The organism is Streptomyces scabiei 87.22 (genome assembly GCF_000091305.1).
Taxonomy (GTDB): Bacteria; Actinomycetota; Actinomycetes; order Streptomycetales; family Streptomycetaceae; genus Streptomyces; species Streptomyces scabiei.
This window is the reverse complement of the sequence record NC_013929.1, coordinates 8,559,830-8,574,828: the sequence shown is the minus strand read 5'-3', so window position 1 is coordinate 8,574,828 and position 14,999 is coordinate 8,559,830. Positions and strand designations below refer to the sequence as shown.

9 protein-coding genes are annotated in these 14,999 nt (G+C 69.2%); 3 read left to right on the top strand and 6 right to left on the bottom strand.

From position 1 onward, the window contains the following. Nucleotides 1-244 precede the first annotated feature (244 nt). From SCAB_RS37110 to SCAB_RS37090, 6 genes are all read right to left on the bottom strand, one after another. Nucleotides 245-2,371 carry a glycoside hydrolase family 2 protein gene (locus SCAB_RS37110; RefSeq protein WP_173402941.1) on the bottom strand — a complete coding sequence of 709 codons (2,127 nt, stop codon included), beginning with the start codon at nucleotides 2,369-2,371 and terminating at the stop codon, nucleotides 245-247. A 237-nt stretch (nucleotides 2,372-2,608) separates the two neighbouring features. Further along, nucleotides 2,609-3,013, bottom strand: coding sequence for an alcohol dehydrogenase catalytic domain-containing protein (locus tag SCAB_RS49470; RefSeq protein WP_158512272.1), 405 nt, complete (start codon nucleotides 3,011-3,013; stop codon nucleotides 2,609-2,611). Between the two features lie 384 nt (nucleotides 3,014-3,397). After that, nucleotides 3,398-6,376, bottom strand: coding sequence for a glycoside hydrolase family 2 TIM barrel-domain containing protein (locus SCAB_RS37105; RefSeq protein WP_216868753.1), 2,979 nt, complete (start codon nucleotides 6,374-6,376; stop codon nucleotides 3,398-3,400). Nucleotides 6,377-6,458: 82 nt separating this feature from the next. Then, a complete protein-coding gene (locus SCAB_RS37100) occupies nucleotides 6,459-7,400 on the bottom strand; it encodes a carbohydrate ABC transporter permease (protein WP_006379287.1) in 942 nt (313 codons plus the stop codon). Continuing rightward, nucleotides 7,397-8,419, bottom strand: coding sequence for a carbohydrate ABC transporter permease (locus SCAB_RS37095; protein WP_006378583.1), 1,023 nt, complete (start codon nucleotides 8,417-8,419; stop codon nucleotides 7,397-7,399). Before SCAB_RS37095 ends, SCAB_RS37100 begins: the two co-directional genes overlap by 4 nt. Beyond that, nucleotides 8,416-9,711: an ABC transporter substrate-binding protein gene (locus SCAB_RS37090; RefSeq protein ID WP_006378736.1), complete on the bottom strand. Its 1,296-nt coding sequence runs from the start codon at nucleotides 9,709-9,711 to the stop codon at nucleotides 8,416-8,418. The genes SCAB_RS37095 and SCAB_RS37090 overlap by 4 nt, the downstream gene beginning before the upstream one ends. 521 nt (nucleotides 9,712-10,232) lie before the next feature. Between SCAB_RS37090 and SCAB_RS37085 the strand changes: the two genes are divergently transcribed. The 3 genes from SCAB_RS37085 (at nucleotide 10,233) to SCAB_RS37075 (ending at nucleotide 14,946) form a co-directional block, all read left to right on the top strand. Then, the gene (locus tag SCAB_RS37085) at nucleotides 10,233-11,297 is read left to right on the top strand and encodes a LacI family DNA-binding transcriptional regulator (protein WP_173402939.1); all 1,065 of its coding nucleotides are present in this window, start codon (nucleotides 10,233-10,235) and stop codon (nucleotides 11,295-11,297) included. A gap of 224 nt (nucleotides 11,298-11,521) precedes the next feature. Further along, entirely contained in the window at nucleotides 11,522-13,579 is a 2,058-nt protein-coding gene (locus SCAB_RS37080; RefSeq protein ID WP_037727461.1) for an RICIN domain-containing protein, read from the top strand. Between the two features lie 110 nt (nucleotides 13,580-13,689). Beyond that, a complete protein-coding gene (locus SCAB_RS37075; RefSeq protein ID WP_006378614.1) occupies nucleotides 13,690-14,946 on the top strand; it encodes a sensor histidine kinase in 1,257 nt (418 codons plus the stop codon). Nucleotides 14,947-14,999 lie beyond the last annotated feature (53 nt).

Sequence of the window (14,999 nt, the reverse complement as noted above, 5' to 3'; positions counted from 1 at the left end):
GGCGGCGGACTGAACGGCACATCGAAGCTCCGGTCGGGCAGAACGACCTGACAGGTCACTCTGCCCACCGGAGCTTCGTCGCGTACGTCGTGTGCCACCTGGCATCGTCACGCCGCCGAGACCCGCCCACCTACGGGATCGTGGCGGTGGTCATACGGCCACCCGAGAACTGTGGCATCGCCCGCCCTACCCCTGTAGCGCCTGTGCCGCGTGCGGACCGGGCGGCTGTCGAGGGGCGGGGTTCTCAGCCGAGTGTCCAGTTGACGCTGTCGGTATAGGTGGAGCCGTTGATGGTCGCGGTGACCGTCACGGTGTTCTGGCCGGGCCTCAAGGTGATGCTGGGCCATCTGAAGATGTGGTCGCTGCTGCTCCGGGTTCCCAGGGAGGTGCCGTTGAGGGTGGCGGTGACCTGGCCCGCGTTGGAGTAGACCTTGAGTTCGGTGGTGGGCTCGGTGCGCTGGGTCCACCGACGGCTGGTGATGTAGAGGGTGGGAGTGGTAGCCCAGTTGGACTTGTACCAATAGAAGGCGTCCTTGCGGATCTGCCGGTCGCGGGTGACCAGGCCCTTGTCGTTGATGCCGGGCTGGCCCCCCTCGCTGCGGCCGTCGGAGGGGAAGTCGAACATGGCCCAGACGAACGTGCCCCAGATGAAGGGACGGGCGGCGAGCTGCTTCCAGGCCGCTTCGTGGAACAGCGACTGGTACTCCTCGGGGTGCCAGGATCCGCCCGGAGCCGGCTTGGGCGGGTTGAGGGCGTGCTGGGTGGTGCTGGCGCCGACGCCGTACTCCGACATGGCGATCCTGCGGGACGGGGAGGTGGCGTGCAGGTTGTCGGCCCACGCGCCGAGGTCGCCGTCCTTGGAGCCGTAGTACCAGCCGTAGTACTTGTTGAAGCCCGTGGTCTGGGTGTGCAGTCCCGCCTGCGCGTTGTCGGGGTCCTCGCCGCGGACCGCGTAGGTGGAGAGCCTGTCCGGGTCCTCGGCCTCGACGATGTCGGCCAGTGACGCGAGCAGCGTGTTCGTGGCGGTGCCGTTGTAGTCGATCTGCTCGTTGCCGATGCCCCAGAAGGCGATCGAGGGGTGGTTGTAGTTCTGCCGGATCAGTTCCCGCAGCTGGTTCTGGGTGCTGGTGGTGAAGGCGGCCGAGTCGGTGACGAGGTCGACCAGGGGAATCTCCGCCCACACGATCATTCCGCGTTCGTCAGCGAGGTTGTAGTCCTTCTGGTCGTGCTGGTAGTGCGCCATCCGGACGGCGTTGGCGCCGATCTCGCTGATGAGGTCGAAGTCCTGGGTGTGATCGGCGTCGGATATCGCCCAGCCCTGGCCGGCCCGGTCCTGGTGCAGGTTGACGCCATGCAGGTGGAGGTGGCTGCCGTTGAGGCGGAACCCGGTGTTGGCGTCGACGGCGATGGAGCGAAGACCCAGGCGTTCGGTCACCACATCCGTGATCTGGTCCCCGCCCCCGGTGACGTCATGGATCTCGACGCCGGCGTTGTGGAGGTAGGGATCCGCCAGGCCGTTCCACAGGTGCGGGCTGCTGATGTGGAGAGTCTGCTGGACCTCCGTGCCGGTGGCCGCGAGGACGGTCTGCGCGGTGCTGCTCGTCTCCGCGACGACGGTCCCGCTCTTGTCCGCGATGACGCTGCGCACGACCACCGATCTGGTGGTGGTGCTGTCGTTCCACAGCTTCGTCGTGACGGTCACCGTGGCCGAGGCCGCGCTCACGTTGGTCTGCCGGAGGTAGACGCCGGGGCCCGCGTAGTCCGTCATCCGGACGTGGAGGTCGTCGACGGCCCACAGGCTCACGTTGCGGTAGATGCCGCCCTGGAAGGTGTAGTCCGCGCTCAACGGGGCGATGCCGGTGTCGCGGGCGTTGGTCACCTTCACCGCGATGACGTTGTCCCCGCCCGGGACGAGCGCGGCCGTGGCGTCGAAACGGAAGCGGGAGTACCCGCCCTTGTGCTGCCCGAGGTACGTGCCGTTGACCCAGACGTCGGCGATCTGGTTGACCCCGGCGAACTGCAGGTACAGCCTCTTTCCGGCGAGTTCGGCCGGCACGGTGTAGCGGCGGCGGTACCAGCCCACTCCGCGGTAGTAGTCGTTGCCGCCGTCGGCACCGCCGACGGCGTTCCACGTGTGGGGGGTGACGACGGACGTCCATCCGGAGTCGTCGAAACCGGGCGCTTGCGCACCAGTGGCGTCCGCTCTGATGAATCGCCACCCGTTGTTGAGGTGGATCCACACCCGCGGATCCGGCGCCGTGTACGTCACAGCGGCGGACGCGGCACCGGCATGCGGGATCCCGGCCAGCGTGGCCAGTACTCCCGCTGCCGTCCCGCCGAGTACCTGTCGGCGACTGGGCAAACCTGTCATGTCAGAACTCACTTTCCGTGGAGTCGAGAAGGAAATCGACCTGGCGCGGCATTACGCCGACGACCGTGGCGGGCCGGGCAGCACCCGGATCGGGCTGACGGCCTGCTTCAGACAACCGGGAGGAGTGCCCCGGCCCGCCTCGCGTCCAGTCGGCGCTTCTCCCGGGCAGCGGCGCCGTAGTGGCACGAGGTGTGATTCTCGGAGATGCGGGGCCGCGCCGGCCGGCGCGGCCGTTGGTCATGTGGAAGCCGGGCGAGGTCGCACCTGGAGAGAGGGCCCCGGCACGTCGGCACAGTCGAGCGGAATGCCTCCCGATGACCCCATGGCCGAACCTCGCCAAGCCCGAGGAAGGACCGACACACGGAGCAACCCCCTATACCTGGGCTCACCACTCGGCTTCCGCCATCGGCTCTCGGACGACTGCGACGCGCTCATGGAGTCGGGAACCCGGTAGAGACAACGCTCGTGGCCGACCCTGCGCGCAGGGCACAGCCCGCAAGGCTGGGTGGGGTTGATCACGACCAGGCCACCGGGCTTGAGGCCGGCGACGGCCGGGCCGACCTCGGTGACCGTGCCCACGCCCTCGCGGCCGAGGATCAGGCCCTTCTGTCCGATGGCGTACTTGCCCTTCCGTTTGGTCATCAGACGGTGTGCGAACCCATGGATGCATCCTTGAAGACCGCACCGCTGTTTCGGCCCGTCGCTGACGAAGTGTGTGCCGGGAAACGGTCCTGACGAGGGCGGTGGGCTTCGCCGGGTCGCCTGGCCGGCCGCCATCGCCCCTCGACAGCGGCCCGGGGCTCGCCGAGCTCGGCACAGGCTCGCGCGTAGGCCTCGGCCCGGCCGATCTCGGAGAGGGGGATGCGGCAGGCGCCCGGCTCGAGCGGCATGCTCTCGTCGAGGGCAGTCCGCGGTCCGGGACCATCGTTCGGGGAACCGCCAGCCACCCCCGCCGCCGGGCCGTGCAGCGCCCGGTCGGCCCGCCGGCCCACGGTGGGCAGCAGCGTCGCCGACGGGCTCTGTTGCTCAGGCGCCCGGTGTGATGCGCAGCCTGATGGTGCGGGCTTCGGGGCGCAGCACGAACTCCGGCCACACGTCCGGCCCGCAGGACCGGGAGCCGAGTCCGTGCTGGACGGCGTCGATGATCAGGTGACTCGCGGTCGACTCCGGGAGCTCGAAGGGATGTGCGGCGCTGGCGATCTGCTGGGGGGTGTGGCGCCCGAGGGTGAAGCCGGGGCGCCGACCGCGGGCGTCGGGGAGTGCCACGAGCCGCAGTACCTCGGTGCCGCCGCTGGTCAGCGTGAGGCGCCGCAGCTGGGAGCGGTGGCCGGTCTCCTGGGGGCGCGCGTAGGCGACCGCGAGGTCCCCGATCGGGTAGGAGAAGCGGCCGGTGCGGGCCGCGCGGAGACTGTCGGGGTAGGACTCCAGCGGGCCCAGGCCGAACCAGTCCGCGCCGTCGACGGGTGCCGTCCCGTCGGGCAGTTCGAAGCGCACCCCGATCCGCGGCCACACCGACCGCCAGCCGCGCGACGGCTCGATCTCCACGCGCAGTTCGAGTTCGCCGTCCTCGATCGACCAGAGGGACTCCACGGTCACCGAGAGGGCGGAGCCCGCGGCGGAGACCCGGTCCACGGTGCGCAGGGCGTCCGCGGCCTGCTCGACGTCGAGGCGCCGCGTGGTCAGCCGGTCCAGGCCGTCGCGGCGCCAGGTGTCGGCGCTCGACACCCCGAGGACGCTGTTGTCGCTTCCCTCCAGCCGGTCGGCCCGGCTCTCGTCGTTGTCGGTGGGCGCGCGGAACAGTTCCAGGCGAGGGCCGGCCACGGGGCGCCCGGCGAGGCGGGTGAGGGAGCCGCCGGTGAACTCGGCGATGCCGAGCGTGAGCGTTCCCTCGCCGGGCCGCCAGTCGCGCCGGGGCCGGGCGACGGGCACCGGCCGCCGTACCGAGCGGTCGAGTTGGGCGGTGGCGATCTCATGCCCCTGCGGCGCCCAGGCGGTCGCCGTCGCCAGCACCGCCTCGACCGTCAGCCAGGTCTCGCCGTCCGGGGCCACCGCGACCGGCGGCAACGGCACCCGCCCCGACTCGCCCGCCGCGAGGACCGGGGCATCCCACTCCCCCAAGTCCACGAGGTTCCCGTCGTGCTCGACGCGCCAGCGAAAGCGCAGGTCGGACGTGTCGGCCGAGTGCCGCAGGTTGGTGATCACGAGCTTGTCGCCGTCGAAGGCGAAGCGGATCGGCGTCACGACCGCCTTGAACTCGTACAGGCTCGGCGTCGGCACGTCGTCGCTGAGCAGCATCCCGTCCATCACGAAGTTGCCGTCGTGCACGACCTCCCCGAAGTCGCCGCCGTAGGCGTGGTACGGCGTCCCGTCCGGGGCCGTGGCCAGGATGCCGTGGTCGCGCCACTCCCAGACGAAACCGCCGTGCACCCGCGGGAACCGGTGGACCAGTTCCTCGTACTGGTCGAGGGCACCCGGCCCGTTGCCCATCGAGTGGGCGTACTCGCACAGCAGGAACGGCTTGGTGCGCTGCCGGGCGCCCTGCGCGGGGGTGCAGCCGAGCAGCGGCGCGACGGAACCGTCCGTGCCGATCTGCTCGATCTCCGGGACCGTCGGATACATGCGGGAGTAGACGTCGGTGTACTCGCCGGTGTAATCGCCTTCGTAGTGCACGGGACGCTCGGGGTCGCGGGCGTGGACCCAGGCCGACATCGCGGCGAGGTTGGCGCCGGTTCCGGCCTCGTTGCCGAGTGACCAGATCACGATGGCGGGGTGGTTCTTGTCCCGCTCGACGGTGCGCTGGACACGGTCCAGATAGGCGGCGCGCCAGGCCGGGTCGTCGCTCGGGTTGTCGGCCCAGTCGACGTTCTCGAAGCCGTGGGTCTCCAGATCGCTTTCGAGGACGACCCAGAAGCCGAGTTCGTCGGCGAGGTCGAGCAGCCGGGGATGCGGGGGGTAGTGACTGGTGCGGATGGCGTTGACGTTGAACCGCTTCATGCGGGCCAGGTCCGCGCGGGCGTGCTCCTCGTCGAAGACCCGGCCGCGCTCGGGGTGGGCCTCGTGCCGGTTCATCCCGTGGAAGACGACACGGCGGCCGTTGACCAGGAGCCGGTCGCCGTGGATCTCGACCGTGCGGAAGCCGACCCGCAGGGCGATGCTCTCCGCGGCCGAGGACACGGTGGCGTCGTACAGGCGGGGCCGCTCGGCCGACCACGGCTGGACGCCCGCGATGTCGAGGGGCGCCACGTCGGCCGGGGTGGCCCAGACCCGCTCGACGCCGAGTTCGGGGATGCGCAGGGTGACGGGGAACGCGGCGGCGTCGGCGGTGACCTCCGGGTCGATACGGCCGTTTCCGTGGTCGTAGCCGGTGCGCAGCCAGACGTCCTCGACGCCCCCGGCCGGGCGGGCGAGCAGGGTGACGTCCCGGAAGATGCCCGGCAGCCACCACTGGTCCTGGTCTTCCAGGTAGCTGGCGGCCGACCACTGGTGCACCCGTACGGCGACGACGTTGCCGCCCGGTCGCACCGCGGACGTCACGTCGAACTCGTGGGCCAGCCTGCTGCCACTGGCGCTGCCGATCTCGACGCCGTTCACCCACACCCGGAACAGCGACTCCACCCCGTCGAACCGCAGCAGGACCCGCTCGGCGTCCGACCAGTCCTCGGGGACGTCGAAACGGCGGCGGTAGTCGCCGGTGGAGTTCTCGTCGGGGACGTGCGGCGGGTCGATCGGGAAGGGGTACTGGACGTTCGTGTAGATCGGCCGGCCGTAGGCGCCGTCGCCCTCCAGCACCCAGTGCGCCGGCACCGGGATGCTGTCCCAGCCCCGGTCGTCGAAGTCCTCGGAGGCGAAGTCCTCGGCGACGGCCGCCGTGGGCGACAGACGGAACTGCCAGGAGCCGTTGAGCGACTGGGAGGGAGCGTCGGAATGCAGCCAGGAGCGGGCCGGGCGCAGGGCGCCCCGCCACGGTGCGGTGTCCGACACATACGTGGGGAGCTGGGAAGGCAAGGGGCTCACAACCTTGTTGGGGCGTTCGGTGCTCACAGGTGCTGCTCCGGGGAAGTGCGGGGAACGAGTGGGGGGTTCAGGTTCAGCCCTTGTTGGCGCCCAGCGTGAGGCCGCTGACGAACTGCCGCTGGAGCACGAAGTACACGATCAGGGTCGGGATCGCGGTGAGCAGGGCTCCGGCTGCGACCAGGTTGGGGTCGGTGAAGTACTGGCCGGAGAGGTTGTTCAGCGCCGAGGTGATCGGCATGTTCTCGCCGGTGGAGATCAGCACGATCGCCCAGAAGAAATCGTTGTAGATCCAGATGGACAGCAACGTCGCCAGGGCGGCCATGGCGGGCTTGCACAGGGGCAGCACGATCTGCCAGTACAGGCGCCAGACGGAGGCGCCGTCGACCAGGGCGGCCTCGGTCAGCTCGTGCGGCAGGGAGCGCATGTAGTTGGCCAGCACGAAGGCGCAGAAGCCGGACTGGAACGCCACGTGGATCAGTACCAGGCCCAGCGCGGAGTCGTAGAGCTTGCCGCTCATGGTGATGCCGGGCAGGTCGATGAGCAGATACAGGCGGTACAGCGGGGTGATGATGACCTGCTGGGGCAGCAGGTTGCCGGCCGTGAACACCAGCAGCAGGAACAGATTGACCCGGAAGTCGAAGCGGCTGACGTAGAAGGCGACCATCGACGACAGGAACAGCGTCAGCAGCACCGCGGGGATCGCCACCAGCAATGTGTTGCCGAAGTAGTGCAGCATGTCTGACTGCTGGAAGGCGTTGGTGAAGTTGTCGAGGCTCAGTTCGTCGGGCCAGGAGACGTAGCCCTTGGTGCTGGTCTCGGCGTACGGGCGCATCGCCGCGTACATCGCCCACAGCAGGGGTGCGAGCCAGGCCAGCGCGGCACCGGCGAGGAAGACGTGCAGCAGGATCCGGGCAGGGCGGACGGGGGTGCGCTGCTTGGCCAGCGCGCCAGAGTTCAAAGGGGTGGCGCGAAGCGCCTCGTTCAGGGTGGTGGTGGGCGACGGGTGGGAGCTCATGCGCGCCGCTCCTTCCGGAAGGTCGCGATCAGATACGGGATGATCACGGCAAGCGAGATCACCAGCAGGACCACGGCGATCGCGGAGCCGTATCCGATGCGGCTGGACTCACCGATGATGTTGTTGGTGACCAGGATCGACAGCAACTCGGTGCCCTCGGCGCCCTTGTTGAAGACGAAGACGAGGTCGAAGGCGCGCAGCGCCTCGATGATCGTCACGACCAGGACGACGGTGTTGGTGGGGCGCAGGGTGGGGAAGATGACGTTCTTGAACGTCTGCCACTCGTTGGCGCCGTCCAGCGAGGACGCCTCCCGAAGCGCCGGGTCGACACCCTTCAGGCCGGCCAGGTAGAGAATCATCATGTAGCCGGTGTGGCGCCAGGAGGCGGCGATGAGGACGGACCACAGGTTGAGGTCCGGGTCGCCGATCCAGTCGATGTAGTGGCCGGGCTCGTTGGCGCCGATGATGCTGTTGATCAGGCCGGTGTCGGGGTTGTAGACGAGCTGCCATACGAACCCGATGACCGCCATCGACAGCACGACGGGCAGGAAGAACGCGGTCTGGTACACCTTGCTGAACCGGATCTTCTTGTCGAGCTGCACGGCCAGGAACAGGCCGAGCGGCGTCGGGATCAGGATGAGCACGACGAACCAGACGATGTTGTGCTCGACGGCGGGCCAGAACTGCGGGTTGCTGGTGAACAGCTCACGGAAGTTGTCCAGGCCGACCCATGTGATGGAGTCGAAGCCGATGCCGTCCCAGGTGGTGAAGGCCAGCGCGATCGAGGCGAGAGCTGTGAGCCAGACGAGCATGACGTGCAGGATCGTCGGCACCCCGGCCATCAGGCCGAGGGTGAGGCGGTCCCGTCGGGTGAGCAGCCGTCGGTGGCCCAAGGGGGCGCGCAGCCGCTTGGTCTGATTCTTGGTCACATTCTTCGGGTTGCCCGGGGGCGGCACTGCGGCCGCCCCCGAGGTGCTGGTGGTTCCGGTCCCGGTACCGGTGTTCGTGGTGGCGGTCATGCGGACGCGAAGATCGTCTTCTTCTGGCGCTCGATCGACGCCAGCAGGCTGTCGACGCCCTTGGGGTCGCGGACGAACTTCTGCAGGGCGGGCTGCATCACCGTGGAGGTGAAGTCCGGGCGGCTGTCGCGGTCCATGAACTGGGTGAGGTGCTTGGCGCCGGCGATCGTCTCGTACGCCTTCTTCTGGAGCGGGGTGTACGAGGAGGTGTCGGCCTTGTTGGAAGCCGCGACCAGGCTCGGGTCGGACTTCAGGTAGATCTGCTCTGCCTCCGGGGTGCCCAGGAACTCCAGGAGCTTCAGCGCGCCGTCCTTGTTCTTCGGAGCCTTGGAGAGCATGAAGCCGTCGGTGGGCGCCTCGACGGTGTCCTGTCCGTGCGCGGAGTCGATCTCCGGGAAGGGGAAGAAGTCAAGGTCGTCCAGGTCGGCCTTGTTCGTGAACTGCTGCGCCACGAAGCTGCCGAACAGGTACATGCCCGCCTTCTTCGAGATCAGCGTCTGGGCCGCGTCCTGCCAGGTGCGGCCGACCGCGCCCTCCTGGTGGTAGGGGAGGATCTCGGCCCAGTGGTCGAAGGCGGTGCGGACCTTGGCATCCGTCCAGGACGCCTTGCCGGCCATCAGCTCGACGTGGAAGTCGTAGCCGTTGGTACGGAAGTTGATCTGGTCGAAGGTGCCGAGCGCGGGCCAGGCGTCCTTGTCGCCGAAGGCGAACGGAACCAGGCCGTCCTTCTTCATCTGCTTGCACAGGGCGACGAGCTGGTCCCAGGTGGTGGGGACCTCGTAGCCGTACTTCTCGAAGACGCTCTTGCGGTAGAAGACGCCCCAGAGGGACGTGGAGATGGGCACGAAGTAGTACTTGCCGTCCGCGCCCTTGCTGAGCGCCTTCATCGCCTCGGGGAAGTTTCCGCCGATCTTCTGCCACACGTCGTCGATCGGGGAGGCGAGGCCCTTGGCGGCGAAGAACTGCATGCGGTAGCCGGCGAACCAGTTGAACACGTCGTCCGGGGTGCCCTGGAGGTAGGTGTTGATCTGCTCCTGGAACGTGTTGTGGTCCTTGGTGTTCACGTCGACCGTGATCCCGGACTGCTTCGTGAACGCCGCGTAGATCTCGGCGAACGCCTTCTTCGGCACCGCGTCCGACGCGTTCGACCCGAGGCTGACGGTCTTGGGGTCGGATGCCGTGCCGCTGCCGCTGCCGCTGCCGCCGCAGGCGCTGAGCAGCGGTATGCCGGCGCCGAGGACGGCTGCGCCACCGATACCGCGCAGGACGGTGCGTCGGCTGGCAGAAGGCATGGGCCGACCGAGGGAGGAAGAGTGCATTTCGGCTCCTGACAGGGCGGCCGTGCTCAGGCGGCACGTCGGCCCGCGGGGTGTGACGGGGAAGCGGTCGTCTACGCGACCAAGACTCAACACGATCGAACAAATTCGACCGGCGGTTGGGAGGAAGAGTGAACGCTCCGAGGAGTCGCTGTCAAGCCCCTTCGACCTGACCTCAGAGCTGACCGTACCTGTCGGCAGGACGGCCGGCCTACCGCCGGAGGGGAGCGACACCCCCGTTCCGCGAGCCGGCGCGAGAGCCAACTTGTATCCCTTGACCAGCAGATATGTCCACCACGGGGGCTCTCCGCACGGCGACTGCGACTCCCTTCGCCGACCGGCCGCCCTCCGACGAACCCGCATCCGCCCCTCGGAATCGATACCGCCGGAACCCTTGACGTACCGCTGTCGGCTACGTAGACATGACCACGCGGTCAGACCGCGTGGTCATACAGTTGACCGCCTTCGATGCAGACGTACGGCCGTCGGGAGACTTCATGGCAGCAGTGGTGGGACGGAGCGAGGGCTCCGCTGTGCCGCGCAGCGCGGACGTGGCCCGCCTGGCCGGGGTGTCACGCAAGACGGTGTCCCGGGTCCTCAACAACGAGCCGTACGTCTCCGAGGACGCCCGCACCAAGGTCCTCGCGGCCGCCGAGGAACTCGGCTACCGGCTGAACCAGGCGGCCAGGACACTGGTCTCCGGGCGTACCGGCTCCATCGGTGTGGTCGCCCTGGGCACCGCCGGCTACGGGACCGCTTCACTGCTCGTGCACATCGAGCGGGCCGTGCGCGACGCGGGCTACGCGCTCCGCGTGGTCAACACGCCCGACGGCGACCCGACGGGCATCGCGGGTGCCGTGGCGTCGCTGCTCGAACAAGGGGTGGACGGCGTCATCGTCTCCGAACCCATCGTGGAAGGAGACATCAGCGTCCGCGTCGGCGTCCCCGTCCTCTTCCTGGGAGCACCGCCCGCCTTCACCGCCACCCGCACCGTGACCATGGGTGTGGGCGCACAGGAACTGGCGCGGGCGGCCACCGAGCATCTGCTGGACCTGGGACACACGACCGTTCATCATCTCGCCGGTCCGCGGCGCTGGTACGCCACCAAGGACCGCATCGAAGGATGGCGTGCGGCGCTCGCGGCACGGGGCGCGCACGAGCCGCCACTGCTCAACGGTGACTGGTCGGCTGCCTCCGGCCATGCCGTGGGCCGGGCGCTGGCGTCGGACAGGTCCGTGACCGCTGTCTTCGCGGCGGGCGACGAGATGGCCATCGGGCTCATCCACGCCCTGCGGGAAGCCGGGCGCCGCGTACCCGAGGACATCAGCGTCGTCGGCTTCGACGGCAACCCGGTCTTCGCCTACGTCTCTCCTCCCCTGACCACCGTGCGCCAGCCCTTCGAGGCCGCGGCCAGAGAGGGCATCCGCCTTCTCGTGCACGCGATCGAGAAGCCCGACACCGACCTGCCGCAGGCGAGCGACCCACCGGTCGAACTCGTCGTCCGCGGCTCGACCGCGCCTCCGCCGTCGCACCCCGACAAGACGGACCGGCCCACCACCTGAGAGCACCCCGGCTTCGGAGAACACACCGCGCCCCGGGCACAGCTCCGCCACTCGCACCAGCCGTCTCACTCGCGAGGCGGATCGGTCCGACTCCTATGCCGCACGACACCGCGGTTCCTCGTACGCGGTGGACGTGCACTCCGGGCTCGCCGCTTCCCACCCGGTTTCGTCCCGGGCGGCACGCACCGGACCCTCCTGTCCCTCCCCTGCCCTGAGAGCCGCACATGTCCCCTGCACTGTTGAGCGCCAGACCCGGCGCCGCTCAGCATTCCCGCCCCACCACCCTGCTGTTGCTCATCCTGGCGCTGATCGTCGCCGCGGCGACGATTGTGCTGCCTGCCTCGGGGCGGGCTCAGGCCCTCTCCCGTCCCTCGCAGACCATGTACACCCCGCCCGCGGGTGCGCCCTCGCCCGGTTCGCTGTACCCGCGGGTGCTGCGTCTGCAGCACAACGGATCGGCCAACGGCACCCTGCTCGCCACGTTCGAGCAGTACACCAACGGTACGCCCGTCTTCCCGATCTACCGCTCCACCGACAACGGCGACTCCTGGAGCAAGCTCTCCGACGTAGCCGACACCGAGAACGGCTGGGGCATGCGCTGGCAGCCCGAGCTCTTCGAACTGCCCACGGCCATAGGCGACTTCCCGGCCGGGACCATCCTGGCCGCAGGTGACTCGGTGCCCTCCGACCGGTCGGCCACCAAGATCGACATGTACGCCAGCACCGACCGCGGTCAGACCTGGGACTTCGTCAGCAACATCGCCACAGGCGGCTCGGCGTTCGACACGAACGGCCAGACTCCCGTGTGGGAGCCGTTCTTCCTCGTCTCCGACGGCAAGCTGATCGTCTACTACTCCGACCAGCGCGACCCCGACCACGGCCAGAAGATCGTCCACCAGGTCTCCACCGACGTCCGCAACTGGGGCCCCGTCGTCGACGACGTGGCAATGCCCACCGCCGGCGACCGGCCGGGCATGCCCACCGTCGCGAAGCTGCCGAACGGCAAGTACGTCATGTCTTACGAGTACGGCGGCGCTCCCGAGGGCAACTTCTCCGTCTACTACAAGATCTCCTCCGACCCGGAGGCGTTCGGCTCGGTCACCGGCATCCCGCTGCGGACGACGGGCGGCGTGGTGCCGCAGAGCGCTCCCTACATGACCTGGCTGCCCACCGGCGGCCCCAACGGCACACTCGTCGTCAGCGCCAACAGCGCCGAGGACCTGTTCATCAACACGCAGAACGGCGCCGCGAACACCTGGACGCGCATCAGCGCCAATGTGATCGGCGGCTACAGCCGCGGCATGACGGCCCTCGCCGACGGGCACAGCCTGCTGATCCTCAGCGCCGGACGGGGAGGCAGCGGCCTCTCCAACCCGGTCACCTACAGCACGATCGACCTGGGCGGCGGCGTCTCCGACGGTGCCACCTACACCATGACCAACGCGAACAGCGCCCTGAACCTCACGATCGTCGGCGGCTCCACCACCAACGGCACCACCGCCACCCAGCAGAACCCCACCACCTCCACCAACCAGCAGTGGCGCTTCGAGCAGCAGTCCTCGGGCTACTTCAAGATCTTCAACGTCGCCAGTGGCAAGGTCCTCGGCGTCCAGAGCCAGTCCACCGCCAACGGCGCCACAGTCCTGCAGTGGGATGACAACGGCACGCCCGACCACGAATGGGCCATCGCGCCCCACCCGGCCGGCGGGTACAGCATCACCAACCGCAGCAGTGGCAAGCTCCTCGAAATACCCAGCGCCTCCACCACCGTCGGCACCGCCGCCGTCCAGTGGAGCGGCACCAGCTGCGGCTGCCAGCGCTGGAACCTCACCCAGACCGCCCTGCCGCCCCTGGGCACCGGCCAGTACGTCCTGGTGAACAAGAACAGCGGCAAGTACCTCGACATCCCGAACGGCTCCACCACCGCCGGCACCGCCGCCAACCAGTGGCAGAACACGAACTGCACCTGCCAGCTCTTCACCTTCCAGTCCGCCGGCAGCGGCGCCTGGAACATCAAGAACACCAAGAGCAACCTCAACCTCGACATCCAAGGCTCCTCCAGCGCCGCGGGCGCTGCCATCGTCCAGAACACCGCCTCCAGCGCCGACTCCCAGAAGTGGACCCTCACCGACGGGGGCGGCGGCTACTACAAACTCCGGAACGTGAACAGCACCCTCGTCGCCGGCGTCACCCAGTCCTCCACCGCCGACGGGGCAGCCGTCATCCAGTGGGGCAGCGCCAGCCTCGACGACCAGCTCTGGAAGATCGTCCGGATCAACTGACCGTCCCACCGTGCCATGACCAGGCGCGGGGACCGCCGGCGAAGCGGTTCCCGCGCCTGACGTCCGCCTCGGCCGACCAGCCGAGGCGCAGCCGACCGCTCCTCTCTACAGTGACCGATGTGAACCTCCTGCCTGCGACGGACGACCCGACCACGACGCGGACCCGCCGACAGGGCTGCCTGCGTGCGACGGGCGTCATCACACTGGTCCTGCTGGCCGCCGCGGACGTGCTCATCGCCGTCACCAACGGCAAGACCCTCTGGCCTGTGCTCCTGCTGCTGTCGCTCGGCCTCGCGGCCGTCCTGTGGCCCTCCGCCCGGCAACCCGCGTGGCTCACTCCCCAACTGCGGGCCGCCCTACCAGCAGGCGCTTCCCTGGCCTTGACCGCCGTGGCCACGACGACCGAGCGAATTCGTATGTTCGGCCCTGGGGAAGTGGCGGTCCTGCTCTGCCTGCTGCTGCTCGCCGTCCGTACCTGCCCACCACGATGGGCAGGCCCCTGTGCCCTGCTCGTCGGCGGGGCGGCCATCGCTGCACCGCTGCGCTTCTACGCAACCGGCACCCAGGACGACGCCCTGATCCTGGGGCTCACACTGGTAGTAGCGCTGATGACCGGCATCACCATCGGCCTCGGCGGCTACCTGCGCTCCCTGGACCACAGGCGCGGCGTCGCGGTCGCCGAGACCCGTCGCTCCGAACGCCTCGCCATGGCAGCCGACCTGCACGACTTCGTCGCCCACCACGTCACCGGCATCCTCATCCAGACACAGATGGCCCGCATGATGGTCAGCAGCGAACCAGATCGCCTGGACCCGGTCCTGGCGGGAATCGAGCACGCCGCGACCGAGGCGCTCGACTCCATGCGGTTGACCGTCGGAATCCTGCGCGAAGGCCCGGAGCAAACGGCCCGGCTGGAGCCGGGCGAGAACCACCTGGTGGGCGACCTGGCAGCCCTCACGGAACTCGTCGACCGATTCGGCGGCCCGACCGGCCCGAAGGCCGAACTGCACCGCTCCGCCTCCATGCCCCCGAATCTGCCCCACGAGGTACAGGCCGCCGCCTACCGCGTCGTCCAGGAAGCCCTCACGAACGTACGGCGCCACGCCGCCGACGCCACCGAAGTCACCGTCGCCCTCGCTCACGCCGACGACACCCTGCACGTGACGGTGCGCGACAACGGCCGCGCAGGCGCCCCGCTGCCCTACGCCGCCCGCGGCGGAGGCTTCGGCATCGTCGGCCTCACCGAACGCGTCACCGCACTCGGCGGCACACTGCACACCGGCCCACGCGAGGACCACGGCTGGGAGGTCATAGCACTCCTCCCCACCATGCGACGAGCGGGCCCTGGCAGGGCCGGGCATCGCTAAGGGCGCCGCCAACTCCCGCAGTCCACCCGCCCCCCGGCACCGGACTGAGGTCT

What these genes read in the sequence shown, in the direction of transcription:
- SCAB_RS37110 (WP_173402941.1), bottom strand. Translation starts at nt 2,371, where the DNA reads ATGACAGGTTTGCCCAGTCGCCGACAGGTACTCGGCGGGACGGCAGCG.
- SCAB_RS49470 (WP_158512272.1), bottom strand. Translation starts at nt 3,013, where the DNA reads ATGACCAAACGGAAGGGCAAGTACGCCATCGGACAGAAGGGCCTGATC.
- SCAB_RS37100 (WP_006379287.1), bottom strand. Translation starts at nt 7,400, where the DNA reads ATGAGCTCCCACCCGTCGCCCACCACCACCCTGAACGAGGCGCTTCGC.
- SCAB_RS37095 (WP_006378583.1), bottom strand. Translation starts at nt 8,419, where the DNA reads ATGACCGCCACCACGAACACCGGTACCGGGACCGGAACCACCAGCACC.
- SCAB_RS37090 (WP_006378736.1), bottom strand. Translation starts at nt 9,711, where the DNA reads ATGCCTTCTGCCAGCCGACGCACCGTCCTGCGCGGTATCGGTGGCGCA.
- SCAB_RS37085 (WP_173402939.1), top strand. Translation starts at nt 10,233, where the DNA reads ATGGCAGCAGTGGTGGGACGGAGCGAGGGCTCCGCTGTGCCGCGCAGC.
- SCAB_RS37080 (WP_037727461.1), top strand. Translation starts at nt 11,522, where the DNA reads ATGTCCCCTGCACTGTTGAGCGCCAGACCCGGCGCCGCTCAGCATTCC.